Source organism: Comamonas sp. GW821-FHT11H03 (assembly GCF_058807955.1).
In genome coordinates, this window is sequence record NZ_JBXARF010000001.1 from 821,281 (window position 1) to 846,645 (window position 25,365).

Sequence of the window (25,365 nt, forward strand, 5' to 3'; positions counted from 1 at the left end):
CGCACCCATGTCACGCCGCTATCTGCTTGGCCGCATCGCACAGGCCGCCCTGGTGCTGTGGGCCGCTTTCACGGCTTCTTTCATCCTGCTGCAGCTGCTGCCGGGCGACGCCGTGCTGATCAAGTTCCTGAACCCCGAGCTGGGCCTGGGCCCGCAGGAGATCGCTGACATCCGCGCCGCCTATGGGGCCGATCAGCCCGTCTGGCAGCAATACCTGCACACCCTGGGGCAGTTCCTCACGGGCCATTTCGGCTACTCCTTGCAAGCCGGCGTGCCCGTAAGCCAGGGCCTGGCCACCAGTCTGCCGCCCACGCTGCGCCTGGCAGGCCTGGGCTTTTCCACGGCGGCGCTGCTGGCCATAGCGCTTGCGGCGGCGGCCAGCCTCGCGCCTCTGGCCTGGCTGCGCAATGCCCTGCAAGCCCTGCCCTCGGTCTTCGTCTCCGTGCCCGTTTTCTGGCTGGGCATCATGCTGATCCAGGTGCTGTCCTTCCGTCTGGGCTGGATTCCCGTCATCAATCCCGGCCCCTGGGAAGGCCTGGTCCTGCCCACGCTGACGCTGGCCGTCCCAATTTCGGCGCCGCTGGCCCAGATCCTGCTGCGCAATATCGACACCGTGCTGGCCCAGCCTTTTGTGGCCGTAGCCCGCGCCAAGGGTGCCTCTCGCGCCTGGGTGCTGCTGCACCATGTGGCGCGCAATGCCTTGCTGCCGGCCTTGACGATTGCCGGCGTGCTGTTCGGCGAGCTGCTGGCCGGTGCCGTGGTGACGGAGGCCGTGTTCGGCCTCAACGGCCTGGGCACGCTGACCCAGCAGGCCGTGGGCAACCAGGACACGGCCGTGCTCCAGGCGGTGGTCGTGGTCTCGGCCGCCGCCTTCGTGCTCATCAACCTCGCCGTGGACCTGCTCTACCCGCTGCTCGATCCTCGTTTGCGTCATTCTGTGGAGAACCGGGCATGAACACCGCCGTCTCGACCATCATTCCCAAGCCTCAGGCTTCCAGCGTCGCGTCCTCCGCAGCGCCCAGGCAAGCCCCCTCGCCGGCAGCGGCCGCCAAAAACCTTCGCCCCGTCCCCATCGATCTGCAAAGGCTCAGGCGCCTGTCGCCCACGCTGGCCCTGGCCTGGCTGGTGATTGCCGCGGCCGCACTGTGGGCACTGGTTCCGGGCTGGTTTGCACATCAGAATCCCGTCGTCGGCCAAGCCGGTCAGCAGTTGCTGGCGCCCGGCCTCGCGCACTGGCTGGGCACGGATGCGCTGGGGCGTGATCTCTGGGCCCGCGTGGTGCATGGCTCCGTGCACTCACTGTCTGGCGCTTTCCTGGCCGTGGCCGTGGGCCTGGTGGCGGGCACGCTGATCGGCCTGCTGGCCGGAGCCACGGGCGGCCGCGTCGATGACGCGCTGATGCGCCTGGTCGACGTGCTGCTGGCCGTGCCCTCGCTGCTGCTGTCGCTGACCATCATCATCTTGCTGGGCTTTGGCACCATCAATGCGGCCATCGCCGTGGGGGTGGCATCCGTGGCCGGCTTCGCGCGCCTGGTGCGCTCCGAAGTGGTTCGCGTGCGACGCTCTGACTATGTGGAGGCGGCCTTCGGCAGCGGCGGACGCTTTGCCGCCGTGCTGTGGCGCCATGTGCTGCCCAATTCGCTGACTTCGGTGGTGGCCCTGGCCGCACTGCAGTTCGGCTCGGCCATCCTGTCGATTTCCACGCTGGGCTTTCTGGGCTACGGAGCGCCACCGCCCACGCCCGAATGGGGCTTGCTGATCGCCGAAGGGCGCAACTACATCGCCACCGCATGGTGGATGACCACGGCACCGGGCCTGGTCGTGGTGGCCGTGGTGCTGGCAGCCAACCGCATCGGCACCTCATTCGCGCGGAGGCCGGCATGAGCGCCCTGCTGCAAGACCGCCCCACCACGACAATCCCTGCCGCTGCTGCCGCCCCACTGCTCGAAGTCCAGGACCTGATCATCGCCTACCGTGACCACGGCGGCCAGGAGCAGCGCGTGGTCCACGGCCTGTCGTTTTCGATAGCACCGGGCGAAGTCGTGGCACTGGTCGGCGAATCGGGTTCGGGCAAGACCACCACGGCCCAGGCCGTGATCGGCCTGCTGGCGGACAACGGGCGCCGCGAGCAAGGCAGCATCCGGCTGCAGGGCACCGATGTTTCGGACTGGAGCCCCGCGCGCTGGAACAGCATTCGCGGCCGCGTGCTCTGCCTGGTGCCCCAGGACCCGACCACCTCGCTCAATCCCGTGCGCACCGTGGGCGACCAGGTAGGCGAAATACTGCGCATTCACGGCCTGCGCGACCGCGCTGCCGTCGAGGCGCGCGTGATCGACCTGCTGACCCGCGTGGGCCTGTCCCAGCCCGCCCTGCGGGCGCGCCAGTATCCGCACGAGCTGTCGGGCGGCATGCGCCAGCGCGTGCTGATCGCCATCGCCATCGCGCTGCGACCTGCGCTGATCATCGCCGACGAACCCACCAGCGCCCTGGACGTCACGGTGCAGCGGCGCATCCTGGATCTGATCGACGAGCTGCGCCGCGAAACCGGCACTGCCGTGCTGCTGGTCACCCACGACCTGGGCGTGGCCGCAGACCGCGCTCATCGCCTCATCGTCATGCAGGGCGGTCGCATTCAGGAGCAAGGCCCGACACTGGAGCTTCTGCGCAATCCACAAAGCGCCTATACGCGCCGCTTGCTGTCCGACGCTCCCTCGCTCACGCCCGCGCCCCGTCGCACTGCGCCAGCGGCGGCGGCCGCTACCGAGGATTGGGCCATCGAGGTCGAGGACCTGGTACACGATTTCCATGCCCCCGGCCGCGGGCGCGACGTTTTCCGCGCCGTGGACGGCTTGTCGCTGCGCCTGCGCCGGGGCTCCACACATGCCATCGTCGGCGAGTCGGGCTCGGGCAAGACCACGACCATACGCGACATCGTGGGCCTGGGACGTCCCACATCGGGTCGCATCCGCATCGCCGGCACCGAACTCACGGGCCTGCGCGGCGAGGCCCTGCGCCAGTTGCGGCGCAAGGTCCAGCTGGTCTATCAGAACCCGTTCAGCTCGCTGGACCCGCGCCAGCGTGTCTTCGACATCATCGAGGAGCCGCTGCTCAACTTCGAGCCGCTACCGACTCAGGAGCGCCGCCAACGCGTGCTGGACATGCTGGAACGCGTGGGCCTGCCGGCCGCCGTGCTCGAACGGCGCCCGCATGCGCTCTCGGGCGGCCAGCGCCAGCGCGTGGCGATTGCACGCGCCCTGGTGCTGCAGCCCGAGGTGGTCGTTCTGGACGAAGCCGTCTCGGCATTGGACGTGACCGTGCAGGCCCAGATCCTGACCCTGCTCGCGCAGTTGCAGCAGGACCTGGGCCTGAGCTATCTCTTCATCTCGCACGACCTTGCCGTGGTGCGCCAGATCGCCGACACGGTGTCGGTGCTGCGCGCAGGCAAGGTGGTGGACGCGGGCAGCGTCGAGGACGTATTCCTGCGCCCCACCAGCGACTACACGCGCGAACTCATGGACGCCATTCCCGGCAAAAGGAGCATCGATTTTGTCCCTCACCCCGCCTGACAATCTTCACCAACCTCGCCTGGGCTTCTTCAGCCGCCTGCTTGATGAGGTACCGGCCGCCGAACGCTACCGCCTGGTCACCGAGCAGATCGCCCATGCCGAAGCCCAGGGCTTCGACTCGGCATGGATCGCCCAGCACCATTTCCACGAAAGCGAGGGCGGCCTGCCCTCACCCTTTGTCTTTCTCTCGCATGTGGCGGCCCGCACGCGGCGCATCCGCCTGGGCACGGGCGTGGTCACGCTGCCGCTGGAAAATGCGCTGCGCGTGGCCGAGGACGCCGCCGTGCTGGACCTGCTGTCGGGCGGCCGGCTCGAAGTGGGTCTGGGCACGGGCGGCACGGCAGAGTCCTTCGAGGCCTTCGGCGTCGCAGGCAGCGAGCGCGGCGCGGTCTTCGCACGCAACTTCGCCGTGCTGCGGGATGCCTGGGCCGGGCGCGAGCTGGCAGGCGGCGTGCGCCTGTACCCCGCAGCCCCGCAGTTGCTGGAGCGCGTCTGGCAAGCCACGTTCTCGGTCGAAGGCGGGGCACGCGCCGGCGCCAACGGGGACGGGTTGATGCTCTCGCGCACCCAGCCCAGACCCGAAGGCCGGCCTCAGGCAACGCTGTCCGAGATACAGAACCCCATCATCGATGCTTATCTCGCAGCCTTGCCCGCAGGTCGCGCACCGCGCATCCTGGCTTCGCGCACCCTGCTGGTATCCGACAAGCGCTCTCAGGCACTGCAATGGGCCGAGGCCGGGCTGCGCCGCTCGGCCCAGCGTCATGCAGCCCAGGCTTCATCCGCATCCACGCAATGGGCAACACGCGTCGATCCACAGGCGCCGCTGCAGCAGCTCATTGAAGCCTATGACGTGCATGTGGGCACTCCCGAGGAGGTGATCGCCTCGCTGCGCGCCGACACGGCGCTGGCGCAAGCCACCGACATCGTGTTCCAGGTCCACTCCATCGACCCGCCGCACCTGGCCATTCTGCGCTCCATCGAGCTGACTGCGTCCGTCGTGGCCCCGGCTCTTGGCTGGCGCCGCAGCGAGGCCCTCACAGGCGCTTCCCAACCCCTAGTCCGGACCCAACTGCTTCAAGCCGCATGATCATGAGCATCACCGCACAGACCCGCTTTCCCGAAGATGTGATCGACCATCTCGCCGATATCGCTGCCGGCAGCGCGCTGGATCAGGTCCGCCGCCACCGCAGCGAGGCTCGCTCCCAGGCCCAGCAAAGCTTTGCCGCGCTATTCACCCCCGCCGAGCCCGTTGCGGGAGCCGTCTCGCTGCGCGAGCGCCTGACGCTGGCCGCCTTCACGGCAGGCCTGCATGGCGAGCCACGCAGCACGGCCTTCTACACACTCGCCCTGGCGGCCGAGGATGCCGATCTGGCCGCTGCCGTGAGCTCGGAAGTGGTGCGCGGGCGCGCTGCCAGCCTGCAGGCCGGCAGCGGCCCGCACGGCCCCTACGGAATTTATCCGGCCGGCCCCTTGAGCCGCGAGGACCAGAGCGGCCCCAGCTACGCCGTGGATCCGGCTCATGCGACCTTGCTAGGCCCGCGCCTGAGCGCCGCACTGGCCCACGCCCATCTGCTGGCCTACCACCCACGCGATGCGAGTGCCCAGGCTTTGCTGGCGCTGCAGCAGGCCGGCTGGAGCGAGACCGATATCGTCATCCTCTCCCAGCTCGCCTCTTTCCTGTCCTTCCAGATCCGCCTCGTGGCGGGGCTGCGCGTGCTCGGCGCACGAGCTTCAGTCACCACTGCATCTTCCACCATCGACCTGCAAGCCCAGCCATGACCACGACGCACAACACCTCTGTCCAGAGCTTCACCCAGGAACAGCTCGACTGGCAGCCATGGATAGCTCCGCTGCAGGAGAGCGAGCTGAGCGAGCGCCACTATGCGGGACTGGTGGATGCGGCGCGCGCGCATTCAACCTATTTCCGGCTGCTGGCGCGCGACCCGGACACTCTGGGAGCACGCACACGCACCGACAAGGACATCTTCTACAACCCCGATGCCGGCCTGCCGCGTGCCGAGCGTGAACTGGCAGCAACTGCAACCTCACGCACCAACGGCTGCATCTACTGCGCTTCGGTACATGCGCGCTTTGCCACACATTTCTCGCATCGCACTGCCGATGTGCAGCGCCTGCTCGATGAAGGTCCGGGCACCGACCTGGGCCCTCGCTGGAATGCCATCGTTGCCGCCGCCGTGGCCTTGACGCAGACTCCGCCCGCATTGGAGTCCAGTCATATCGATGCGCTGCGTGCCGCCGGCCTGGACGACGCCGCCATCTCCGATGCGCTTCACGGCACGGCCTTCTTCAATTGGGCCAACCGACTCATGCTGTCCCTGGGCGAGCCCCTGCATACCGCCACCTGACGCCACAGCTCACCACAGCCCCAGCAGCTTCCACCAGGCAGCTCCGACGACAGCGAAGATCAGCAGCTCCAGCACGCACATGACAGCACCTACACGCCACCAGACACCCAGAGTCACATAGCCGCTGCCGAAGATGATGGGCGATGTTCCGGTCGCGTAGTGCGTCAGCGTCATCATGATGGCCGAGCCGGCCGTCATCATCAGCATGAAGGGGACGACGTAGTCGGCCGGGATCAGTTGCGCTCCCACGGTCAGAAAGGCCAGCATCATGGCGCTGATATGGGCAGTGGTGCTGGCAAACAGATAGTGCGAGAAGACGAAGACGCCCACCAGAATGGCGGCCACGGGCAGCCAGTCCAGGCCGCTGGCGACGATGGCATTTTTCAGGCCCTCGGCAAACCAGGCGACCACCCCGACTCTATTGAGCTGCTCGGCCAGCATCACCAGGGCACCGAACCAGATCAGGGTGTCCCAGGCGCTTTTCTCGGACAGCACATCATCCCAGTCGATGGTCCCCGTGATGATCAGGGTGAACAGACCCAGAAAAGCCACCACGGTCGGGTCCAGCGTGAAAGCCGGGCCGAACAGCATCTGCGGCACATTCGCCCACAGCAGCAGCATCATGCCGAAGGTCCCGAGCATCACCCGCTCCTTGCCCGACAGCGGTCCCATGCGGGCCATCTCGGCACGCGCGTACTCCACGGCATTGGGCGTGGCCTTGAGCTCGGGAGGCGACAGCAGATAGACCGCCAGCGGCATCAGCAGCAGGCACAGCAAGCCCGGCAGCAGCATGTACAGCGCCCAGCTTGTCCAGCTCAGATGCAGGGACTGACCCGTGGCCTTGGCCACCAGGTCCACGACCAGAGGATTGGGTGCCGTCGCGGTCAGGAACATGGCCGAAGTGATCGGATTGGAATGGTAGTTGACCAGCGCCAGATAGGTCCCGACCTTGCCCTGGGTTCCCTTGGCCGGGTCCGATTCGAAGGCGTTGGCAATGGACTTCATGATCGGATGCACGATACCGCCGCCGCGTGCCGTGTTGCTGGGCGTGAACGGGGCCAGCACCAGCTCACAGATCGCAAGTCCGTAACCTATGCCTATGGTGCGCTTGCCCATCAGCGCAATGAACAGCAATCCGATGCGGTTGCCGAGCCCCGTTTTCTTGAGGCCGCGCGAGATCAGAACAGCCACCACGATCAGCCAGATCAAGGGGTTCGCAAAGCTGCTCAGCGCATCCGTGATCGCCCCCTTGGAGGAACTGGAGGTCACCTGAGACAGCGACACGATGACAATCGCCATCAGAGCCATCACGCCTATGGGCATGACCTTGAGAATGATCGCCACGATGGTCGTCAGAAAGATGGCCACCAGCTGCCATGCCTTGGTATCCAGCCCAGCCGGCACCGGCGTCAGCAGCAGACCGATCAGCACCAGGGTGGCAATCAATGCAGGCACCAGCCGAAACGGCACGGCCGATTTGAGGTAGCGGAACATCGAGACGATTTTCTCGAACATACAAGTCCTTTTCTTTACCTGCAGCGCATCGAGACACCATACCTCAGCTCGGAGAAATCCAGGAGACACGGACAGGCATTGGTGGTCAGGTCGCAGACTGGCATCATGATGCAGTGCCGCACGGCCTCGACCCCAGGCCGACGTTCACCTTATCGACATTTGACAAGCATCAAGACTTGTAGAAGCAAAACCGACGGCCAGACCCGGGGTATGCCAGCATTCGAGTCTGTCCATGAATTGAGCAGGAGAGCCACCCTACATGCCAGCGAATCGATTCTTGCCCGATGAATGGGAAAACCGCCTTGAGGAAATAGACCTGGAGATCCTGCATCAGGCAGCTATCTGCAAGATCCGGCTGCTTGAGCACGGTGCCGTGGAACGCGTGCTGGCCAACGATGCCGGCATCTGCGGAGCCGCACATGAGACGGCATTCAAGACCTTGCGCGGCCTGCTCTATCTGCATTACACCGAGGTACTGCATATCAGCGAGGTGCTGAGCCCGGAGATCGCCCAGGTGATCGCCAACCGGGTACGCGAGCATCTGCGCCGTCGCTCAGGCACCCTGCCAGGGGTATGAAGAGCCGAGGCGGGCACAGCCTTATGGCCTATGGAGAAAATGGACAAAAAAAAGGTCACGACATTGTCGTGACCTTTTCAATTTGGTTGCGCGAGAAGGATTTGAACCTCCGACCTTTGGGTTATGAGCCCAACGAGCTACCAGACTGCTCCATCGCGCGGTATTTCCAAATTATAGCAGGCTTTGCAGCCTGCCATGGCTTATTCAGCTGCTGCAGCGGCTTCTTCAGCGCGCTCGACCAGTTCCACATAGGCCATGGGAGCGTTGTCGCCCACGCGGAAGCCCATCTTCAGGATACGTGTATAGCCGCCGGGACGCTGAGCGTTGCGGGGACCCAGCACGTTGAACAGCTTGGTCACGCTGTCGCGGTCGCGCAGACGGTCGAAAGCCAGACGGCGGTTAGCCACGGTGTCAACCTTGGCCAGAGTGATCATGGGCTCGATCACGCGACGCAGTTCCTTGGCCTTGGGGACCGTGGTCTTGATGGCTTCGTGCTCGATCAGCGAGTTCATCATGTTCTGCAGCATTGCCTTGCGGTGTGCAGAAGTGCGGTTCAGTTTGCGGAGGCCGTTGCCGTGACGCATGGTGCTTTTCCTTTGCTCCCCGTTTTTATCCGGAGATCTTTTTTAAATTAAATCAGGCAGCCGTATCAGGTACTGCCCGAGGCACTTGGACTTTGCCCGAACCAAAGCGGATCAAGCAAAGTCCTCTATTGTAGCGATTAACGCTTTTCCAGGCCAGCAGGTGGCCAGTTTTCGAGCTTCATGCCCAGCGTCAGACCACGGGAAGCCAGAACTTCCTTGATCTCGTTGAGCGACTTGCGACCCAGGTTGGGAGTCTTGAGCAGCTCGTTTTCGGTACGCTGGATGAGGTCGCCGATGTAGTAGATGTTCTCTGCCTTGAGGCAGTTGGCAGAACGCACGGTGAGCTCGAGCTCGTCCACGGGACGCAGCAGGATGGGATCGAACGATGTGGCAGCGCCGCGGCCACCGGCAGGAGCGTCGAACACGCTGGCGATATCGCCACCGTCGAGCTGGGCAAACACTGCCAGCTGCTCCACCAGGATCTTGGCGGATGCGCGCACTGCGTCTTCAGCGGTGATAGCACCGTTGGTTTCGATTTCCAGAACCAGCTTGTCCAGATCGGTACGCTGTTCCACACGTGCGGATTCGACAGCGTAGCTCACGCGCTTGACGGGCGAGAACGAAGCGTCGAGCACGATACGGCCGATCGACTTGGTCGATTCGTCACCGTAGCGGCGCACGTTGCCGGGCACATAGCCGCGGCCCTTTTCCACCTTGATCTGCATGTCCAGCTTGCCGCCTTGCGACAGATGGGCGATCACATGATCAGGGTTGACGATTTCTACGTCGTGGGGGGTCTGAATGTCACGTGCAGTGACAACACCTTCGCCATCCTTGCGCAGGCTCAGGGTGACTTCGTCACGATTGTGCAGCTTGAACACCACACCCTTGAGGTTCAGCAGGATGTTGGTCACATCTTCCTGGACACCGTCGATGGAGGAGTACTCATGCAGCACCCCAGCAATCGTCACTTCCGTCGCTGCGTAACCCACCATGGAGGAGAGCAGAACACGGCGCAGGGCATTGCCCAGCGTATGACCGTAGCCACGCTCAAACGGCTCCAGAACAACCTTGGCACGGTTGTGACCAAGTTGCTCGACATTGATTGTCTTGGGCTTCAGCAAATTCGTTTGCATGCAGACTTCCTCTCAATACCCTCGGCTCGTTACACCGGTAAGGCTGGTGAAGCACCCACGGCGCGATGCCTCGCGCCGTGGGGACGGTTTACAGAAATGTCGCTGCTAAAGATTAACGCGAGTACAACTCAACGATCAGGGATTCGTTGATGTCAGCTGCGAATTCATCGCGGTCAGGAGACTTCTTGAAAGTACCTTCTGCCTTGTCAGCAGACACTTCAACCCATGCGGGGAAGCCCACTTGAGCAGCCAGTTGCAGAGCCTCGACCACGCGAGCTTGCTTCTTGGACTTTTCACGCAGAGCAACCACGTCGCCTTCCTTCACGGAGAAAGAAGGAATGTTCACGGACTGGCCGTTCACAGTGATAGCCTTGTGCGACACCAGCTGACGTGCTTCGGCGCGAGTGGAGCCGAAGCCCATGCGGTACACGACGTTGTCCAGACGCGATTCCAGCAGCGACAGCAGGTTGGCACCAGTGTTGCCACGCTTGCGGTCAGCAGCTTCGAAGTAGCGGCGGAATTGCTTCTCCAGCACGCCGTACATGCGCTTGACCTTCTGCTTTTCGCGCAGTTGCAGACCGTAGTCGGAAGTGCGCTGACCGGAAGTGCGGCCATGCTGACCAGGCTTGGTGTCGAACTTTGCCTTGTCTGCGATGGAGCGACGTGCGCTCTTCAGGAACAGATCGGTGCCTTCGCGGCGGGAGAGTTTTGCCTTGGGGCCAATATAACGTGCCACTTGATTTCCTTTGTGTCATCTACCGTGCGCAAACACGGGAGCCGCCCTCGATGCAAAAGCACCTGGGCGGCGGTGGGCTTGATAAAAAATTAGATACGACGGCGCTTTTGAGGGCGGCAGCCGTTGTGGGGAACCGGAGTCACGTCCGAGATGGAAGTGATGCGGATACCCAGAGCACCCAGGGCGCGAACCGAGGATTCACGGCCAGGACCGGGACCCTTGATTTCGACTTCCAGGTTCTTGATGCCCTGTTCGATAGCAGCACGACCGGCCACTTCCGAAGCAACCTGAGCAGCAAAGGGAGTCGACTTACGCGAACCCTTGAAGCCCTGGCCACCCGACGAAGCCCACGACAGAGCGTTGCCTTGACGGTCGGTGATGGTGATGATCGTGTTGTTGAACGAAGCGTGCACGTGCGCGATACCGTCAGAAATATTCTTACGGACCTTCTTGCGAACGCGAGCAGCTGCGTTGTTTGCGGGAGACTTAGCCATAATGATCTTTCAATCTCTTATTTCTTCAGAGCCGCTGCACCCTTGCGCGGACCCTTGCGAGTACGAGCGTTCGTGCGGGTACGTTGACCGCGCATGGGCAGGCCGCGACGATGACGGAAACCGCGATAGCAACCGATGTCCATCAAACGCTTGATGTTCATGGTGGTTTCGCGACGCAGATCACCTTCCAGAGTCATGGGATTCAGGAAGTCACGGATCTTTTCCAGATCAGCGTCCGTCAGGTCCTTGACCTTCTTGGAATACTCGATACCGCATGCTTCGCAGATTTTGCGAGCTGTAGTGCGACCGATGCCAAAGATGGCTGTCAGGCCGATTTCAGCATGCTTGTGCGGCGGGATGTTAATGCCAGCAATACGTGCCATATTAGTCCTCTAATGCTTTCAATCAACCTTGGCGCTGCTTGTGGCGCTGGTCAGTGCAGATCACGCGCACAACACCTTTGCGGCGGATGATCTTGCAGTTACGGCAGATTTTTTTGACCGAAGCCGAAACTCTCATTCTTTTCTCCTAAAACGTTCCATCCACTATCGGCCTATCGACCGGGAAACAATGCCCGCGATAGATCGATGGGCGTCTACTAACTTTTGGCAGGCTGCCCCCTTGGGCAGCCTTGTCATCAAATACCAGCCTTAAAGTTCGCTTTTTTCAGGAGCGACTCGTATTGCTGCGACATCACGTAGTTCTGCACTTGCGCCATGAAGTCCATTGTCACGACCACGATGATCAGCAACGATGTACCACCGAAGTAGAACGGAACGTTGTACTTCAGGATCAGGAATTCGGGCAACAAGCAAACGAAGGTAATGTAGATCGCGCCAGCCAGGGTCAGGCGAACCAGAATCTTGTCAATGTAGCGGGCTGTCTGTTCGCCAGGACGAATCCCGGGGATGAAAGCGCCACTCTTCTTCAGGTTGTCGGCAGTTTCCCGGCTGTTGAAAACCAGGGCCGTATAGAAGAAGCAGAAGAAAATGATCGCGGCAGCATAAAGGATGACATAGATTGGCTGACCAGGGGTCAACGTGCTCGAAATATCCTTCAGCCAGCGCATGGATTCTCCTGCACTGAACCAATTCACCACCGTAGCAGGCAGCAAGATGATCGACGAAGCGAAGATGGGAGGAATCACACCTGCCATGTTCAGCTTCAGTGGCAAGTGCGAAGACTGACCACCGTACACCTTGTTGCCGACTTGTCGGCGTGCGTAATTCACCAAGATCTTGCGTTGACCTCGTTCGACATACACGACGAAATACGTCACGGCTGCCACAACGAGAACAATGAAGATTGCCGCCAGAATGCTCATGGCACCGGTGCGCACCAGCTCCAGCAGACCGCCGATAGAGCTCGGCAGGCCTGCGGCGATACCGCCAAAGATCAGTATCGAGATACCGTTGCCCAGACCACGTTCAGTGATCTGTTCACCGAGCCACATCAGGAACAGGGTACCGGCCGTGAGACTGACCACCGCAGTCATGCGGAAGCCAAAACCAGGGTTCAGAACCAAGCCTGCGGAGCTTTCCAGGGCAACAGCAATTCCCAAGGACTGAAACAGCGCCAGGCCCAGAGTGCCGTAGCGGGTGTACTGGGTAATCTTGCGACGACCCGCTTCACCTTCCTTTTTCATCTGCTCGAATGTCGGGACCACGTAGGTCATGAGCTGCATGATGATCGATGCCGAGATGTACGGCATGATCCCCAGTGCGAACACTGTGAAGCGCGAGAGCGCTCCACCCGAGAACATGTTGAACAGATTGAGAATGCCGCCCTGCTGGCCAGAGAACAGCTGCTGCAGCTGCGCTGGATCGATGCCCGGAACGGGGATATGTGCCCCGATGCGGTATACGACCAGCGCAAGCAACAGAAAAACCAGACGACGACGCAGGTCGCCGAATTTTCCAGTCTTTGCAATTTGAGCTGCGCTAGTAGCCACGGATGTCTTCTTTCAGAACTTTAATCAGGCGATGCTGCCACCGGCAGCTTCGATGGCAGCCTTGGCACCGGCGGTAGCGCCGATACCGTTGAGCTTGACAGCCTTAGTCAGTTCACCGCTCTTGATGATCTTCACCACCTTAGCGATAGAGCCAACCAGACCGGCTTGCTTCAGAGCAGCCAGATCGACTTCGGCCAGGCCGAGCTTATCCAGCTCGGACAGGGTCACTTCTGCATTGAACTTCAGCAGATGCGACTTGAAGCCACGCTTGGGCAGGCGACGCTGCAGAGGCATTTGACCGCCTTCGAAGCCCACCTTGTGGTAGCCACCCGAACGCGACTTCTGACCCTTGTGACCGCGACCGGCGGTCTTACCCAGACCAGAACCGATACCGCGACCCACGCGACGCTTGGCGTGCTTGGCGCCGTCTGCAGGCTTGATGCTATTGAGTTCCATCATCAATCCTTTCAGAGAACCTTCACCAAGTAGGCGATCTTGTTAATCATGCCGCGCACTTCAGGAGTGTCCTGCAGTTCGCTGACGCTGTTCAGCTTGCGCAGACCCAGGCCACGCACAGTCGCACGGTGCGACTCTTTGGTGCCGATGGGGCTACGAACCAGCTGAATCTTGACAGTTTGTTGTGTTGTCATGTGCTGGACTCCGATCAGGCGGTGAAGATGTCTTCGACCGACTTGCCGCGCTTTGCTGCCACGTTCGCAGGGGTCGTGGAGTTCTTCAAAGCGTCGAAAGTTGCGCGAACCATGTTGTAGGGGTTCGACGAACCGTGGCTCTTGGCCACGATGTCGGTGATACCCACCACTTCAAAAACAGCGCGCATAGGGCCGCCAGCAATGATGCCGGTACCCTTAGGAGCTGGGTGCAGCTCGACCTTGGCAGCGCCGTGATGGCCCTTCACCGAGTGGTGAATGGTGCCGCTCTTCAGTGCAACCTTCATCAGGTTGCGACGGCATTCTTCCATCGCTTTTTGCACGGCAGCAGGCACTTCCTTGGACTTGCCCTTACCCATGCCAACGCGACCGTCACCGTCGCCAACCACGGTCAGTGCAGCGAAGCCGAGAATACGACCACCCTTCACAACCTTGGTGACGCGGTTGACCGCGATCATTTTTTCGCGCAGACCGTCGTCACGACCTTCGTCTTGCACTTTGGGGGAAAATTTAGCCATTTGTATCCGCTCCGCTTAGAACTGCAGGCCCGCTTCGCGAGCGGCTTCTGCCAAAGCCTTCACGCGGCCGTGGTATGCAAAACCGGCGCGGTCGAAAGCCACTTTCTCAACGCCAGCAGCCTTAGCCTTCTCAGCAATGCGCTTGCCGATCAGCGTGGCGGCGGCCACGTTGCCACCCTTGCCAGCGGCGCCGAGCTGCGAACGCACTTCGACTTCTGCAGTGGAGGCCGAAGCCAGCACGGTAGTGCCGTCTTCCGAAACCACGGAGGCGTAGATATGGAGGTTGGTGCGGTTCACGCTCAGACGTGCAACGCCTTGCTGGGCAATGCGAATGCGAGTCTGACGGGCACGGCGCAGACGCTGCTCTTTCTTGTTCAACATCATGCAGCTCCTTACTTCTTCTTGGTCTCTTTGATCACGACCTTCTCATTCGCATAGCGAATGCCCTTGCCCTTGTAAGGCTCGGGAGGACGAACGGCACGGATCTCAGCAGCCAATTGACCGACCACTTGACGGTCAGCACCCTTGATCACGATTTCAGTCGGAGTGGGGGTAGCGACACTGATGCCGGCAGGCATCTCGAAGTTGACGGGGTGCGAGAAGCCCACTGCCAGGTTCAGCTTGGAACCTTGTGCAGCGGCCTTGTAGCCCACGCCAATCAGCGTCAGCTTCTTCTCGAAGCCTTCAGTCACGCCCTTGACCATGTTGTTGACCAGCTGGCGGATGGTACCGGCCAGAGCGTCAGCTTCACGGGAGTCGTTGGCGGGAGCAAAGGACAGCTTGCCGTCGTTGTTGCCGATGGTCACCAGGCCGTTCAAAGACAGCGACAGATCGCCGCCCTTGCCCTTGACCTTGATGGTTTCAGCGTTGATGGACACATCCACACCTGCGGGGATGGTCACAATAGCTTTTGCTACGCGAGACATTTCAGTATTTCTCCTTAATGTCCGTTAGGCCACATAGCACAGCACTTCACCGCCGATACCGGCAGCACGTGCTTTGCGATCAGTCATCACGCCCTTGGGAGTAGTGACGATGGCCACACCCAGGCCGTTCTGGACCTGAGGGATTGCGTGACGACCCTTGTACACGCGCAGGCCGGGACGGCTCACACGTTCGATACGTTCGATCACGGGGCGACCGGCGTAGTACTTCAGGGTAATTTCGAGTTCGGACTTGCCACCTTCGGACTTCACTTCGAAGCCGTCGATATAGCCTTCTTCCTTCAGCACTTGTGCGATGGCAACCTTGACCTTGGAGGAAGGAGCCGACACAGTGGCCTTGGAGACCATTTGTGCATTGCGGATGCGGGTCAGCAAGTCAGCGATGGGATCACTCATGCTCATGTTTAATCTCTCCTGCTTGCTTACCAGCTGGCCTTGGTGACACCGGGGATGTCGCCAGCAAAGGCCAATTCACGCACCTTAGCGCGACCCAGACCGAATTGGCGGAAGGTACCGCGAGGACGGCCAGTGATCTCGCAACGGTTACGCTGGCGAGTGGGGTTCGAGTTACGGGGCAGCTTCTGCAGACCCAGACGAGCGGCGTCGCGCTCTTCGTCGGAACGCTTCACGTCGCCGGCGATTGCCTTGAGTTCTGCATACTTGGCAGCATACTTGGCTGCCAGCTTTTCGCGCTTCAGTTCGCGCTGAATCATTGCTACTTTAGCCATGCGCCACCTCAGTTCTTGAAGGGGAATTTGAAAGCGGCGAGCAGTGCCTTGCACTCTTCGTCGTTCTTCGCTGTTGTCGTGATGCTGATGTTCAGACCACGCAGAGCGTCCACCTTGTCGTACTCGATTTCGGGGAAGATGATTTGTTCTTTGACGCCAACGTTGTAGTTGCCGCGACCGTCGAACGAACGACCCGAGATACCACGGAAGTCACGCACGCGGGGCAGAGCCACGGTCACGAAACGGTCCAGGAATTCGTACATCTGAACGCCACGCAGGGTCACCATGCAGCCGATAGCTTGGCCTTCGCGGATCTTGAAACCAGCGATAGCCTTCTTGGCCTTGGTCACCACAGGCTTCTGACCAGCAATCTTGGTCAGGTCAGCCACGGCGTTGTCCATCACCTTCTTGTCGGCCACGGCTTCGCTCACACCCATGTTCAGAGTGATCTTGGTCAGACGGGGCACTTCCATAGCGGAGGTGTAGCCGAACTTTTCTTTCAGTTCAGCCGCGATCTTTTCGCGATAGAGTTTTTGCAGTCGTGCCATGTGTTACTCCTTAGGCGGCGATTTCAGCGCCATTGGACTTGAACACGCGAACACGTGTGCCGTCGGCGTTCACCTTGATGCCCACGCGATCGGCCTTGCCGGTCGCTGCATTGAAGATAGCCACGTTGGATTGGTGGATAGGCATAGCCTTTTCCACGATACCGCCGGTGGTGCCCTTCATGGGGTTAGGCTTGGTGTGCTTCTTGACCAGGTTGATACCGTCCACGATTACGTGGGAGTCATCCTTGCGCAGAGAAACCACGCCACGCTTGCCCTTGTCACGGCCGGTCAGCACGATAACTTCGTCGCCCTTGCGAATCTTGTTCATGGTGCTATTCCTTTAGAGAACTTCAGGGGCCAGCGACACGATCTTCATGAACTTTTCGGTACGCAGTTCACGAGTCACGGGGCCAAAGATGCGGGTGCCGATAGGCTCCAGCTTGGCGTTCAGCAGCACGGCGGCATTGCCGTCGAACTTCACGAGCGAACCGTCTGCACGACGGATGCCCTTGGCGGTGCGCACAACCACAGCACTGTAGATCTCGCCTTTTTTGACGCGACCACGAGGAGCTGCTTCCTTGACGCTCACCTTGATGATGTCGCCAACACTTGCGTAGCGACGATGAGAACCGCCCAGCACCTTAATGCACTGAACAGACTTCGCGCCGGTGTTGTCGGCAACCTCTAACCGAGATTCTGTTTGGATCATTTCAATATTCCCAACTTGCTCCAGCAACGCTCGACAGCCCCAGAGTCTTCTCAAGGGCTGATCAAGCAGCCGGTCAGTCTTGGGCCCGTCGTCCACCTTCCGGACCATTCCGGAGGGCTTCCCGCTGGGCAGAAAGTTCCACGCTTTTAAACGTGAAGCAGGAGATTGTCGCAGGAAATCCCTTGTACGTCAAGCCCTTAGCCTGCAATACCCGCACTGATTTCACTGGCGCAAAGCCTGGCGGACAGGCCTCTCGCACTTGCAACTAAAACAATAGCGCGTAGCGCTTGCAATACATTGATTTCAAATAGAAAAGCATCTGAAATCAATAGATGGCAAGCGCATCAAGCTCACATTTTCAATAGGCCTGCGGAGCGCAGCCTGTTGCCCGCACGCCACGCCCCCACAGAGCGCACCACAGAGCGGCCGCGCAGAGCAGCCACACAGATCAGCTCTGAGCGGGCAGATATTGGCGAGTCAGGGCCAGGAAGTCGTTGAGATGCACATCCTGCCCCAGCTCCTCGGTCAGGATGGCGGCGACGCGGGGCGCAATCTCGGCCGCCTTGCGGGCATCGAGAAAGAGCAGCCGGCTGCGACGCGCCAGCATGTCCTCGACGGTGCGCGCGTACTCGAAGCGCGCGGCAAAGCGCACCATGGCCTCGGAAAGACCGTCCATCAGCCAGTTCTGCGCCCCCGGCAACGCCGCCACGGCGGCGGCATCCGTGCCGTAGGAGTGCAGGCCCTGGCTCTGGTTCATGCGGTGCGTGACTGCTGCTTCGGCCGGCGCACCGACCAGGGGCAGGTTCACGGTCACGCCGGCAGGGCGACTGGGCAGACGACCGATCTGGAAGCATTCGGCCAGCACATCCTCGGACATGGCCCGGTACGTCGTCCATTTGCCGCCGGTGACGGTCACCAGACCCGTCTTGCTGGACATCACCGTGTGCTCGCGGCTGATCTTCTTGGTGTTCTCGCCGTCATCGTCCTGCGGCTTGACCAGCGGGCGCAGACCCACCCACATGCTGCGCACATCGGCCAGCGTGGGCTGGCGATTCAGATACTTGCCGGCCTCGCCGAGAATGAAATCCAGTTCTTCGGGGAAAGGCAGGGGCTCGCGCGCCAGGTCATGACGCGGCGTGTCGGTGGTTCCCAGAATGACCTTGCCCAGCCACGGCACGGCAAACAGCACGCGGCCATCGGCCGTCTTGGGGATCAGCAGCGCGTGATCGGTGGGCAGAAACTCGCGGTCCACCACCACGTGCACGCCCTGGCTGGGCGCCACCATGGGCTTGACGGGCTTGCCCTGGGCCTCGGCATCCTGCTGACGGAACAGATCCACCCAGGGCCCCGTGGCATTGACCACGCACTTGGCGCGCACGGTGAAGTTGCGACCCGATTCCGCATCGCGGCAGATCAGTCCGGCAATCTGGTGGTTTTCATAGATCAGCTTTTCTGCCGGGCAGTAGTTGATCAGCAAAGCGCCCTTGGCCGCCGCAGTGCGCGCCAGCGCCAGCGCCAGACGCGCATCGTCAAACTGGCCATCCCAGTACTTGACGCCGCCCTTGAGACCTTTTTGCTGCACGGTCGGCAGGTATTTCACGGTCTTGGCGCTGGAGAGGAATTCGGTAGCCCCAAGGCCGGCCTTGCCGGCCAGCGCGTCGTACATCTTGAGGCCGATGCCGTAGAACGGCGTATCCAGCAGCTTGTACGAGGGCATCACAAAGGCCAGAGGCTGCGCCAGGTGCGGTGCGTTGTGCAACAGGGTCGTGCGCTCATGCAGTGCTTCGCGCACCAGGGAGATGTTGCCCTGCGCCAGATAGCGCACGCCGCCGTGTACCAGCTTGGTGGCACGCGAGGAGGTGCCCTTGGCGAAGTCCAGCGACTCCAGCAGCACGACCTTGAAGCCGCGTGCCGCCGCATCCACCGCCACGCCCAGCCCCGTGGCACCGCCGCCCACGATGGCCAGATCGAAGCTTTCGGTCTGCGCCAGGCGCTCCAGCAGTTGTGCACGCGTTGTAGCCAAGGGTTGAGTGGACTGGTTCATGGAACGACTTCTGCGGTGATCGCCACGCCGCCATCATCCAGCGATGAGACGCGCACAGCAAAGAACAAATTTCAGATCGAATATTTTCGCTCTTTTTCGCTTTTCGCGCATTACAACGCCAAAATATCGATTCGTTTTTGCGCGATTTAAGCCAAAACCGCCGCCCCGGCGCCGCTCCGGCCTGGCTGCCACATCGGCAACCAACGCGCTTGCACATACTCAATGCATGAACTGCATTCTTCTTGCCGTGCCAATTGTTACTGCTGCAACAACTCGCCACGATGACATATAACCGCAGCTTGCTGTCAGACTTCGGACTCGGCGCGGATTCATTTTTGTTTTTTACCGGGCAATTCCATAGAAAATCACCCTATTAGAGGTTCGTTTGGATTCGCTCACAATCCCTGCACTGCCCGCTGCGGCTGGCGCGCTCCCCTATAGAGCGCTTCGCCTGCAGCGCGTCCATGCGCCAATAGCACCTATATAACCAGTCACCAGTCATGAACAGCAATCCCCGCCAGTTGCAGCTTGTCGAAGAAGTCCGCGCCCGCCAATCCACCTCGGTAGAGCAACTGGCCGAAATCCTCGGGGTCACGCTGCAGACCGTGCGCCGCGACATCCAGAAGCTGGCCGATGCCGGCTTGCTGGTGCGCTTTCATGGCGGCGTGCGCGTGCCCAGCGCCACCGTGGAGAATCTGGCCCATACCCAGCGCCAGGTATTGCATGCCGAAGGCAAGATGCGCATTGCGCGTGCCATCGCCGAGGCCATTCCCAACGGCTGCTCGCTGATTCTCAACATCGGCACCACCACCGAAGCGGTGGCCCAGGCCCTGCTGCAGCACAAGGGGCTGCGCGTCATCACCAACAATCTCAATGTCGCCGCCATCCTCAGCAGCAATGCCGATTGCGAGGTCATCGTCGCGGGCGGCGTGGTGCGCACCCGCGACCGCGGCATCGTGGGCGAGGCTGCCGTGGACTTCATGCGCCAGTTCAAGGTGGACATTGCGGTGATCGGCATCTCGGCCATCGAGTCGGACGGCAGCCTGCGCGACTTCGACCTGCGCGAGGTCAAGGTGGCCCAGACCATCATCGGCCAGTCGCGCGAGGTCTGGCTGGCGGCCGACCACAGCAAGTTCAGCCGCCAGGCCATGGTGGAGCTGGCCCGACTGAACCAGATCGACCGCCTGTTCACCGACGTTGCGCCCTCCGCCCCCTTCGATGCCCTGTTGCGCGATGCCGAGGTGCAATGCACCATCGCCCAATGAACGCTGCCCCCTATCTGATCCGCCCCGCACTCCCCGAGGATGCAGCAGGCATTGCCGGGTTACTGCACGACATAGGCTGGTTCAAGGCCTATGAAACCCATTCTGCCGCCCAGAACACCGAGGCCGTGCAGTCTCTGCTGGACGAGCTGCAGAGCGGGCCGGAGCGCTCTCTGATGCTGGTGGCGCAAGACGGCCAGCACCGCATTCACGGCTACTGTGCCGTGCACTGGCTGCCGGTCGCCGTGCAGCAGGGCTGGGAGGCCTATGTAAGCGAGCTGTTTGTCGCCGAAGCGGCGCGCGGTGCCGGCCTGGGCCAGCAGCTGCTGGATGCGGTCACACAGGCTGCGCGCGAGCGCCGCTGCCTGCGCATCTGGCTGGTCAACAACCGCGAGCGTCCTTCCTATGTGCGCGGCTTTTATTCCAGCCAGGGCTGGAGCGAACAGGCCGAAATGGCGCGCTTTGTGCTCCCCCTCTGAATCACTGACAACCCATGACAACCTATCTGCTCGCCCTGGACCAGGGCACCTCCAGCTCCCGCTCCATCGTCTTCGACACGCAAGGCCGCATCGTGGCATCGGCCCAGCTGGAGCTGCCGCAGATCTATCCGCAACCGGGCTGGGTAGAGCATGACCCGCGCGAGATCTGGCGCACCCAGCTGAGCACCGCCAAAGAGGCGCTGGCCAAGGCGGGCCTCAAGGCGGCCGACATCCGCTCGGTGGGCATTACCAACCAGCGCGAAACCACCATCGTCTGGAACCGCAAGACCGGCGCCCCCATTCACCATGGGATCGTCTGGCAGGACCGCCGCGCCGAACCCACCTGCGTGCAGTTGCGCGAAGCCGGTCACAGCGACGCCATTCTGCGCAAAACCGGCCTGCGCATCGATGCCTACTTTTCGGGCACCAAGCTCAAGTGGCTGCTGGACAACGTGCCCGGCGCACGCGCCGCAGCGCAGGCCGGCGAGCTGGCCTTCGGCACGGTGGATTGCTGGCTGATCTGGCAGCTGACGGGCGGCAAGCGCCATGTCACCGATGTGAGCAACGCCAGCCGCACCATGCTCTTCAATGTGCACAGCAACCAGTGGGATGCCGATCTGCTGGCCCTGCTGGACATTCCTGCGTGTCTGATGCCCGAGGTGTTGCCTTCGGCCGCCGATTTCGGCCAGACGGCTGACGACGTGCTGGGCGGCTCCATCAACATCGGCGGCGTGGCCGGCGACCAGCAAAGCGCACTGTTCGGCCAGGCCTGTTTTGATGCAGGCATGGCCAAGAACACCTACGGCACGGGTTGCTTCATGCTCATGCACACGGGCGCCAGCTTCCAGACCTCGAGCAACGGCCTGCTGACCACATCGGCCGCCCAGGCAAGCCGCCAGCCCCAGTTTGCGCTGGAAGGCAGCGTCTTCGTCGGCGGAGCCGTGGTGCAGTGGCTGCGCGACGGCCTGCAGGCCATTGAGCACAGCGGCCAGGTGCAGCAACTGGCCGAAAGCGTGCCCGACAGCGGCGGCGTGATGCTGGTGCCGGCCTTTACCGGCCTGGGCGCCCCCTACTGGAAGCCTGACGCGCGCGGCACCATCACCGGACTGACGCGCGGCACGACGATGGCCCATATTGCGCGCGCGGCCCTGGAATCCATTGCCTACCAGAGTGCGGCCCTGCTCGGCGCCATGAGCCGCGACGCCGTGGCCACGGGCGGCACGCCGGTCAGCGAGCTGCGCGTGGACGGCGGAGCCTGCGTGAACAATCTGCTGATGCAGTTCCAGGCCGACCTGCTGGGCATTCCCGTGGTACGCCCGGCCTGCGTGGAAACCACGGCCCTGGGCGCGGCCTATCTGGCCGGCCTGTCCAGCGGCGTCTATCAGAGCACCGAGGAGCTGTCTGCCTTGTGGAAGGCCGAGCGCCGCTTCCTGCCCACGCTGGGCAAGGGCCGCGCCGACGAGCTGATGCAGCGCTGGGAACAGGCCGTGCGCCAGACCACGGCACAGTAAAGCGGCCCCTCCAGCACCCGGGCCAACAGGCTGGCGGGCCAGCAAAAGCCATCAAAAAAGGGATGCCACGGCATCCCTTTTCTCTTTTCTCGTCGGCAGCGACAGCCGCAGCGCTCAGTCTTCGTCGCCGAGCAACGCCTTGTGGATCACGGCTCCGATGACGGCCCCCACGATGGGCGCGAGCCAGAACAGCCACAGCTGCTCCAGCGCGATGGCCGGCCCGAACAGCGCCGGGCCGGTGCTGCGGGCGGGGTTGACCGAGGTATTGGTCACGGGGATGGAGATCAGGTGGATCAGCGTCAGGCACAGTCCGATGCTCATGCCCGCAAAGCCCACGGCAGCCTTCTTGGTGGTGGAGCCCAGAATCACCAGCAGAAACACGGCGGTCAGCACCACCTCGGTCACCAGAGCCGCCGCCATATTGAACTTGCCCGGCGAGTGATCGCCATAACCATTGGTGGCCAGATCGGTCACCTGGGCGCCGGCCTTGCCGCTGGCAATGAAGTACAGCGTGGCTGCCGCCACGATGGCGCCCAGGACCTGGGCAATGATGTAGCCGGGCAGCTCGGCAAAGCGAAAACGCCCCGCCACCGCCAGACCGACGGAGACCGCCGGGTTGAAGTGGCCGCCAGAGACGGGGCCGAAGGCGTAAGCGCCCGTCAGCACCGTCAGGCCGAAGGCAAAGGACACGCCCAGCAGGCCGATGCCCACTTCTGGAAAGGCCGCTGCCAGCACCGCGCTGCCACAACCGCCAAACGTCAACCAGAAAGTACCCAGGAACTCCGCCGACCATTTTTTGACATTGGATGCCATGATTGCCCCCTATTTCCGATGGCGTCGTCCGTGCCGCCCCGCGCGGCACAGAACCGCTGGCATCTTAGAAAGCGATCGACGAAAAATACAAGGCACAAATGTGAACAATCCACGACAGCTGCGGCTTTGGGGCCTCTCGTTGGTCTGCGCCAGCCTGGCTGCCTGCACGACGGCGTCGCTCGCACCGCACCGCATCTGCAGCACATCCCAGGCCCGGCCCTGGTCCCTGCTTGGGGAAATCCGCTGGCAGCATGACAAGCTGTTTGCCGGCACGGCTGTGGGCGGCCTGTCATCGATCGACTACGACGCGGGCAGCAATCTGTACTACCTGGTCAGCGACGACCGCTCCGCGCACGGGCCGGCGCGCTTTTACACGGCGCGCATCGAATACGACGCCAGCGGCCTGCATCAGGTCAGGCTGCACGATACGCGAGCGCTGCTCAGCCCCGCCCAGGCCCCCTATCCCAGTCTCCGCCAGCCCCTGCCCGGCATCGCGACGCCCGATGCGGAAGCCCTGCGCGTGCTGCCAGGAGGACAATCCCTGCTGTGGAGCAGCGAGGGCGACTTCGCGCGTGGCTTCGGCCCGCAACTGCTGCAATCAGGCACGGACGGGCGCTGGCAGCGCGAATGGCCGCTGCCGCCCGAGCTGCGCCTGCCGGCCAGCAAGTCAGAGGGGCCGCGCAGCAACTTCACGCTCGAAGCTCTGGCGCTGAGCCAGGATGGCCGCACGCTCTGGCTGGCCATGGAGGCGGCGCTCAGGCAAGACGGGCCCCTGCCCGCAGCCGGGCAAGCGGGCGGCCCGGTGCGCATCACCGCCTATGACATGGGCACGCAGCAGCCGATGCGCCAACTGGCCTACCAGCCCGATGCCCTGCCTGCCGACCTGTGGCTGCAACGCGGCGCCATCAACGGCGTCAGCGCCGTGCTGGCCGACGACGCCGAGCACCTGCTGGTGCTGGAGCGATTCTTTGCGCCGCCGCTGCGCTTCGGCGCCCGCATCTACCGCATCAGCACCCGTGCCGACGCAAGCAGCGATACGCTGGGCCAGACCCGGCTCCTGGCAGGCAACTACCGGCCTGCGGACAAGGAGTTGCTGCTGGACCTGGCCGATGCCAGCCTGGGCTCCGTGGACAACCTGGAGGGCATGAGCTGGGGGCCGCCACTGCCCGATGGCCGGCGCGTGCTGCTGCTGGTCAGCGACAACAACTTCAATCCCGCCGAAGTCACCCAGTTCGTCGCCTTGAGCGAAGAGCGCGGCCGCTGCGGCGCGGGTTTATAGTGCCGCTGTGCGCCTGGAATCCGAAGCCGGGCCTGCCCACTTGCTGCATTGCAAAGCGAATCGAACCATCATGAGCCAGACCGACCACTCGACCTCCGTCTTCCCTCCCATCGCCTTTATCGGCGGCGGCAATATGGCCAGCGCCATCATCGGCGGCCTGATCCGCCAGGGTGTTCCAGCCAGCAGCATCACCGTGGTCGAGCCTTTTGAAGCCACACGCGCCGCGATCAAGACCAGCTTCGGCATCGACGCCCTGCCCGCCGCCACCGAGGCCCTGCAAAGTGCCCAGCTGGTGGTCTGGGCCGTCAAGCCCCAGAGCTTCAAGGAAGCGGCCGCTCCCGTTGCCGCCCACACCCGCAATGCCCTGCACCTGAGCGTAGCTGCCGGCATCACCACCGACAGCATTGCGGCCTGGACCGGCACCCACCGCATCGTGCGCGCCATGCCCAATACCCCGGCCCTGGTGGGCAAGGGCATGACGGGCCTGTTCGCCCGCCCCGAGGTCGATGCCCAGGGCAAGGCCCTGATCGAGACCGTGATCGGCAGCACCGGCGAACTCACCTGGGTGGAGCAGGAAGCGCATCTGGATGCCGTGACCGCCCTCTCCGGCTCCGGCCCGGCCTATGTATTCCTATTCCTCGAAGCCATGACCCAGGCGGGTGTCGACATGGGCCTCAGCGCCGAGCAAAGCTACAAGCTGGCCGTGGCCACGTTTGCGGGCGGCTCGGAACTGGCCGCTCGCTCCAGCGAGAGCGCCGAAGTGCTGCGCCAGCGCGTGACCAGCAAGGGCGGCACCACCTATGCGGCCATCACCCATATGCAGGAGCAAAAGCTGCCCGAGCATTTCATCGAGGCCATGCGCAAGGCCCAGATCCGCGCACAGGAGCTGGCCGCCGAGTTCGGCAAATAAAGAAAACCGGCTTCGGCCGGTTTTTTG

At 62.5% G+C, this 25,365-nt stretch carries 32 protein-coding genes and 1 tRNA gene; 12 read left to right on the plus strand and 21 right to left on the minus strand.

The genetic code is table 11. From position 1 onward, the window contains the following. The first annotated feature begins 7 nt into the window (after positions 1–7). The 6 genes from AC1RTQ_RS03790 to AC1RTQ_RS03815 are packed head-to-tail and all read left to right on the plus strand — an operon-like array spanning position 8 to position 5,932. Complete coding sequence (locus AC1RTQ_RS03790) at positions 8–955, plus strand: ABC transporter permease (protein ID WP_302088800.1); 948 nt, start codon at positions 8–10, stop codon at positions 953–955. Next, the gene (locus AC1RTQ_RS03795; RefSeq protein ID WP_492874383.1) at positions 952–1,884 is read left to right on the plus strand and encodes an ABC transporter permease; all 933 of its coding nucleotides are present in this window, start codon (positions 952–954) and stop codon (positions 1,882–1,884) included. The genes AC1RTQ_RS03790 and AC1RTQ_RS03795 overlap by 4 nt, the downstream gene beginning before the upstream one ends. Continuing rightward, positions 1,881–3,566 carry a dipeptide ABC transporter ATP-binding protein gene (locus AC1RTQ_RS03800; RefSeq protein ID WP_492874384.1) on the plus strand — a complete coding sequence of 562 codons (1,686 nt, stop codon included), beginning with the start codon at positions 1,881–1,883 and terminating at the stop codon, positions 3,564–3,566. The genes AC1RTQ_RS03795 and AC1RTQ_RS03800 overlap by 4 nt, the downstream gene beginning before the upstream one ends. Then, on the plus strand, positions 3,547–4,653 hold the full coding sequence (locus AC1RTQ_RS03805) for a putative FMN-dependent luciferase-like monooxygenase (protein ID WP_492874386.1): 1,107 nt from the start codon (positions 3,547–3,549) through the stop codon (positions 4,651–4,653). The genes AC1RTQ_RS03800 and AC1RTQ_RS03805 overlap by 20 nt, the downstream gene beginning before the upstream one ends. Next, positions 4,650–5,345 (plus strand): CMD domain protein, encoded by a 696-nt coding sequence (locus tag AC1RTQ_RS03810; RefSeq protein ID WP_492874388.1) that lies wholly within the window; start codon positions 4,650–4,652, stop codon positions 5,343–5,345. Before AC1RTQ_RS03805 ends, AC1RTQ_RS03810 begins: the two co-directional genes overlap by 4 nt. Beyond that, entirely contained in the window at positions 5,342–5,932 is a 591-nt protein-coding gene (locus AC1RTQ_RS03815) for an alkylhydroperoxidase domain protein (protein ID WP_492874389.1), read from the plus strand. The genes AC1RTQ_RS03810 and AC1RTQ_RS03815 overlap by 4 nt, the downstream gene beginning before the upstream one ends. 9 nt (positions 5,933–5,941) lie before the next feature. Here the strand turns inward: AC1RTQ_RS03815 and AC1RTQ_RS03820 are convergent, their stop codons facing one another. Further along, entirely contained in the window at positions 5,942–7,447 is a 1,506-nt protein-coding gene (locus AC1RTQ_RS03820; protein ID WP_492874391.1) for a DASS family sodium-coupled anion symporter, read from the minus strand. 259 nt (positions 7,448–7,706) lie between these two features. Here AC1RTQ_RS03820 and AC1RTQ_RS03825 point away from each other — a divergent pair, with 259 nt between their 5' ends. Further along, entirely contained in the window at positions 7,707–8,024 is a 318-nt protein-coding gene (locus tag AC1RTQ_RS03825; RefSeq protein ID WP_492874393.1) for a hypothetical protein, read from the plus strand. Between the two features lie 83 nt (positions 8,025–8,107). Here AC1RTQ_RS03825 and AC1RTQ_RS03830 read toward each other — a convergent pair. From AC1RTQ_RS03830 to AC1RTQ_RS03920, 19 genes are all read right to left on the minus strand, one after another. After that, positions 8,108–8,184: transfer RNA gene (locus AC1RTQ_RS03830), tRNA-Met, on the minus strand. A gap of 40 nt (positions 8,185–8,224) precedes the next feature. After that, positions 8,225–8,608, minus strand: coding sequence for a 50S ribosomal protein L17 (rplQ, locus tag AC1RTQ_RS03835; RefSeq protein WP_003050544.1), 384 nt, complete (start codon positions 8,606–8,608; stop codon positions 8,225–8,227). Between the two features lie 137 nt (positions 8,609–8,745). Beyond that, positions 8,746–9,744 carry a DNA-directed RNA polymerase subunit alpha gene (locus AC1RTQ_RS03840; protein WP_003050542.1) on the minus strand — a complete coding sequence of 333 codons (999 nt, stop codon included), beginning with the start codon at positions 9,742–9,744 and terminating at the stop codon, positions 8,746–8,748. Between the two features lie 112 nt (positions 9,745–9,856). Beyond that, entirely contained in the window at positions 9,857–10,480 is a 624-nt protein-coding gene (gene rpsD / locus AC1RTQ_RS03845; RefSeq protein WP_003068426.1) for a 30S ribosomal protein S4, read from the minus strand. Between the two features lie 89 nt (positions 10,481–10,569). Continuing rightward, a complete protein-coding gene (gene rpsK, locus AC1RTQ_RS03850) occupies positions 10,570–10,974 on the minus strand; it encodes a 30S ribosomal protein S11 (RefSeq protein ID WP_003050538.1) in 405 nt (134 codons plus the stop codon). A 17-nt stretch (positions 10,975–10,991) separates the two neighbouring features. After that, positions 10,992–11,357 carry a 30S ribosomal protein S13 gene (rpsM, locus tag AC1RTQ_RS03855; protein WP_003050537.1) on the minus strand — a complete coding sequence of 122 codons (366 nt, stop codon included), beginning with the start codon at positions 11,355–11,357 and terminating at the stop codon, positions 10,992–10,994. 22 nt (positions 11,358–11,379) lie between these two features. Continuing rightward, a complete protein-coding gene (gene rpmJ, locus AC1RTQ_RS03860) occupies positions 11,380–11,493 on the minus strand; it encodes a 50S ribosomal protein L36 (RefSeq protein WP_003050535.1) in 114 nt (37 codons plus the stop codon). 118 nt (positions 11,494–11,611) lie between these two features. After that, complete coding sequence (gene secY / locus AC1RTQ_RS03865) at positions 11,612–12,925, minus strand: preprotein translocase subunit SecY (RefSeq protein WP_302088792.1); 1,314 nt, start codon at positions 12,923–12,925, stop codon at positions 11,612–11,614. 24 nt (positions 12,926–12,949) lie between these two features. Beyond that, a complete protein-coding gene (rplO, locus tag AC1RTQ_RS03870; protein WP_003050519.1) occupies positions 12,950–13,381 on the minus strand; it encodes a 50S ribosomal protein L15 in 432 nt (143 codons plus the stop codon). Between the two features lie 11 nt (positions 13,382–13,392). Continuing rightward, the gene (gene rpmD / locus AC1RTQ_RS03875) at positions 13,393–13,575 is read right to left on the minus strand and encodes a 50S ribosomal protein L30 (RefSeq protein ID WP_003050517.1); all 183 of its coding nucleotides are present in this window, start codon (positions 13,573–13,575) and stop codon (positions 13,393–13,395) included. A gap of 14 nt (positions 13,576–13,589) precedes the next feature. Continuing rightward, positions 13,590–14,111: a 30S ribosomal protein S5 gene (gene rpsE / locus AC1RTQ_RS03880; protein ID WP_003050515.1), complete on the minus strand. Its 522-nt coding sequence runs from the start codon at positions 14,109–14,111 to the stop codon at positions 13,590–13,592. 15 nt (positions 14,112–14,126) lie between these two features. Continuing rightward, positions 14,127–14,492, minus strand: a complete 366-nt coding sequence (gene rplR, locus AC1RTQ_RS03885; protein WP_003050513.1) for a 50S ribosomal protein L18 — start codon at positions 14,490–14,492, stop codon at positions 14,127–14,129. An 11-nt stretch (positions 14,493–14,503) separates the two neighbouring features. Further along, positions 14,504–15,037, minus strand: a complete 534-nt coding sequence (gene rplF, locus AC1RTQ_RS03890; RefSeq protein WP_302088791.1) for a 50S ribosomal protein L6 — start codon at positions 15,035–15,037, stop codon at positions 14,504–14,506. 24 nt (positions 15,038–15,061) lie between these two features. Beyond that, positions 15,062–15,457, minus strand: coding sequence for a 30S ribosomal protein S8 (gene rpsH / locus AC1RTQ_RS03895; RefSeq protein WP_034373822.1), 396 nt, complete (start codon positions 15,455–15,457; stop codon positions 15,062–15,064). 20 nt (positions 15,458–15,477) lie between these two features. Then, positions 15,478–15,783, minus strand: a complete 306-nt coding sequence (gene rpsN, locus AC1RTQ_RS03900) for a 30S ribosomal protein S14 (protein WP_003050509.1) — start codon at positions 15,781–15,783, stop codon at positions 15,478–15,480. Between the two features lie 8 nt (positions 15,784–15,791). Then, complete coding sequence (gene rplE / locus AC1RTQ_RS03905) at positions 15,792–16,331, minus strand: 50S ribosomal protein L5 (protein ID WP_003050507.1); 540 nt, start codon at positions 16,329–16,331, stop codon at positions 15,792–15,794. Between the two features lie 10 nt (positions 16,332–16,341). Beyond that, on the minus strand, positions 16,342–16,659 hold the full coding sequence (gene rplX / locus AC1RTQ_RS03910; RefSeq protein WP_003050504.1) for a 50S ribosomal protein L24: 318 nt from the start codon (positions 16,657–16,659) through the stop codon (positions 16,342–16,344). A 12-nt stretch (positions 16,660–16,671) separates the two neighbouring features. After that, entirely contained in the window at positions 16,672–17,040 is a 369-nt protein-coding gene (gene rplN, locus AC1RTQ_RS03915; protein WP_003050500.1) for a 50S ribosomal protein L14, read from the minus strand. A 448-nt stretch (positions 17,041–17,488) separates the two neighbouring features. After that, positions 17,489–19,084, minus strand: a complete 1,596-nt coding sequence (locus AC1RTQ_RS03920) for a glycerol-3-phosphate dehydrogenase/oxidase (protein WP_492874401.1) — start codon at positions 19,082–19,084, stop codon at positions 17,489–17,491. Positions 19,085–19,584: 500 nt separating this feature from the next. Here AC1RTQ_RS03920 and AC1RTQ_RS03925 point away from each other — a divergent pair, with 500 nt between their 5' ends. The 3 genes from AC1RTQ_RS03925 to glpK are packed head-to-tail and all read left to right on the plus strand — an operon-like array spanning position 19,585 to position 22,336. Continuing rightward, entirely contained in the window at positions 19,585–20,349 is a 765-nt protein-coding gene (locus tag AC1RTQ_RS03925) for a DeoR/GlpR family DNA-binding transcription regulator (RefSeq protein ID WP_003068405.1), read from the plus strand. Next, entirely contained in the window at positions 20,346–20,825 is a 480-nt protein-coding gene (locus AC1RTQ_RS03930; protein WP_492874403.1) for a GNAT family N-acetyltransferase, read from the plus strand. The genes AC1RTQ_RS03925 and AC1RTQ_RS03930 overlap by 4 nt, the downstream gene beginning before the upstream one ends. 14 nt (positions 20,826–20,839) lie before the next feature. Continuing rightward, positions 20,840–22,336, plus strand: a complete 1,497-nt coding sequence (gene glpK / locus AC1RTQ_RS03935) for a glycerol kinase GlpK (RefSeq protein ID WP_492874405.1) — start codon at positions 20,840–20,842, stop codon at positions 22,334–22,336. A 114-nt stretch (positions 22,337–22,450) separates the two neighbouring features. On the opposite strand, the gene aqpZ is transcribed toward glpK, so the two are convergent. Next, positions 22,451–23,149 carry an aquaporin Z gene (gene aqpZ, locus AC1RTQ_RS03940; RefSeq protein WP_302088787.1) on the minus strand — a complete coding sequence of 233 codons (699 nt, stop codon included), beginning with the start codon at positions 23,147–23,149 and terminating at the stop codon, positions 22,451–22,453. A gap of 100 nt (positions 23,150–23,249) precedes the next feature. Between aqpZ and AC1RTQ_RS03945 the strand changes: the two genes are divergently transcribed. Together AC1RTQ_RS03945 and proC are read left to right on the plus strand one after the other, a co-directional pair. Beyond that, positions 23,250–24,428 (plus strand): esterase-like activity of phytase family protein, encoded by a 1,179-nt coding sequence (locus tag AC1RTQ_RS03945; RefSeq protein ID WP_492874407.1) that lies wholly within the window; start codon positions 23,250–23,252, stop codon positions 24,426–24,428. A gap of 70 nt (positions 24,429–24,498) precedes the next feature. After that, complete coding sequence (gene proC, locus AC1RTQ_RS03950) at positions 24,499–25,338, plus strand: pyrroline-5-carboxylate reductase (protein WP_492874409.1); 840 nt, start codon at positions 24,499–24,501, stop codon at positions 25,336–25,338. Positions 25,339–25,365 lie beyond the last annotated feature (27 nt).

Excerpts from the sequence above, each read along its gene's own strand:
- AC1RTQ_RS03790 (WP_302088800.1), top strand. The coding sequence starts at position 8 with ATGTCACGCCGCTATCTGCTTGGCCGCATCGCACAGGCCGCCCTGGTG.
- AC1RTQ_RS03795 (WP_492874383.1), top strand. The coding sequence starts at position 952 with ATGAACACCGCCGTCTCGACCATCATTCCCAAGCCTCAGGCTTCCAGC.
- AC1RTQ_RS03800 (WP_492874384.1), top strand. The coding sequence starts at position 1,881 with ATGAGCGCCCTGCTGCAAGACCGCCCCACCACGACAATCCCTGCCGCT.
- AC1RTQ_RS03810 (WP_492874388.1), top strand. The coding sequence starts at position 4,650 with ATGATCATGAGCATCACCGCACAGACCCGCTTTCCCGAAGATGTGATC.
- AC1RTQ_RS03815 (WP_492874389.1), top strand. The coding sequence starts at position 5,342 with ATGACCACGACGCACAACACCTCTGTCCAGAGCTTCACCCAGGAACAG.
- AC1RTQ_RS03820 (WP_492874391.1), bottom strand. The coding sequence starts at position 7,447 with ATGTTCGAGAAAATCGTCTCGATGTTCCGCTACCTCAAATCGGCCGTG.
- AC1RTQ_RS03825 (WP_492874393.1), top strand. The coding sequence starts at position 7,707 with ATGCCAGCGAATCGATTCTTGCCCGATGAATGGGAAAACCGCCTTGAG.
- rplQ (WP_003050544.1), bottom strand. The coding sequence starts at position 8,608 with ATGCGTCACGGCAACGGCCTCCGCAAACTGAACCGCACTTCTGCACAC.
- AC1RTQ_RS03840 (WP_003050542.1), bottom strand. The coding sequence starts at position 9,744 with ATGCAAACGAATTTGCTGAAGCCCAAGACAATCAATGTCGAGCAACTT.
- rpsK (WP_003050538.1), bottom strand. The coding sequence starts at position 10,974 with ATGGCTAAGTCTCCCGCAAACAACGCAGCTGCTCGCGTTCGCAAGAAG.
- rpsM (WP_003050537.1), bottom strand. The coding sequence starts at position 11,357 with ATGGCACGTATTGCTGGCATTAACATCCCGCCGCACAAGCATGCTGAA.
- rpmJ (WP_003050535.1), bottom strand. The coding sequence starts at position 11,493 with ATGAGAGTTTCGGCTTCGGTCAAAAAAATCTGCCGTAACTGCAAGATC.
- rplO (WP_003050519.1), bottom strand. The coding sequence starts at position 13,381 with ATGGAACTCAATAGCATCAAGCCTGCAGACGGCGCCAAGCACGCCAAG.
- rpmD (WP_003050517.1), bottom strand. The coding sequence starts at position 13,575 with ATGACAACACAACAAACTGTCAAGATTCAGCTGGTTCGTAGCCCCATC.
- rpsE (WP_003050515.1), bottom strand. The coding sequence starts at position 14,111 with ATGGCTAAATTTTCCCCCAAAGTGCAAGACGAAGGTCGTGACGACGGT.
- rplR (WP_003050513.1), bottom strand. The coding sequence starts at position 14,492 with ATGTTGAACAAGAAAGAGCAGCGTCTGCGCCGTGCCCGTCAGACTCGC.
- rplF (WP_302088791.1), bottom strand. The coding sequence starts at position 15,037 with ATGTCTCGCGTAGCAAAAGCTATTGTGACCATCCCCGCAGGTGTGGAT.
- rpsH (WP_034373822.1), bottom strand. The coding sequence starts at position 15,457 with ATGAGCATGAGTGATCCCATCGCTGACTTGCTGACCCGCATCCGCAAT.
- rpsN (WP_003050509.1), bottom strand. The coding sequence starts at position 15,783 with ATGGCTAAAGTAGCAATGATTCAGCGCGAACTGAAGCGCGAAAAGCTG.
- rplE (WP_003050507.1), bottom strand. The coding sequence starts at position 16,331 with ATGGCACGACTGCAAAAACTCTATCGCGAAAAGATCGCGGCTGAACTG.
- rplX (WP_003050504.1), bottom strand. The coding sequence starts at position 16,659 with ATGAACAAGATTCGCAAGGGCGACGAAGTTATCGTGCTGACCGGCCGT.
- rplN (WP_003050500.1), bottom strand. The coding sequence starts at position 17,040 with ATGATCCAAACAGAATCTCGGTTAGAGGTTGCCGACAACACCGGCGCG.
- AC1RTQ_RS03920 (WP_492874401.1), bottom strand. The coding sequence starts at position 19,084 with ATGAACCAGTCCACTCAACCCTTGGCTACAACGCGTGCACAACTGCTG.
- AC1RTQ_RS03925 (WP_003068405.1), top strand. The coding sequence starts at position 19,585 with ATGAACAGCAATCCCCGCCAGTTGCAGCTTGTCGAAGAAGTCCGCGCC.
- AC1RTQ_RS03930 (WP_492874403.1), top strand. The coding sequence starts at position 20,346 with ATGAACGCTGCCCCCTATCTGATCCGCCCCGCACTCCCCGAGGATGCA.
- glpK (WP_492874405.1), top strand. The coding sequence starts at position 20,840 with ATGACAACCTATCTGCTCGCCCTGGACCAGGGCACCTCCAGCTCCCGC.
- aqpZ (WP_302088787.1), bottom strand. The coding sequence starts at position 23,149 with ATGGCATCCAATGTCAAAAAATGGTCGGCGGAGTTCCTGGGTACTTTC.
- proC (WP_492874409.1), top strand. The coding sequence starts at position 24,499 with ATGAGCCAGACCGACCACTCGACCTCCGTCTTCCCTCCCATCGCCTTT.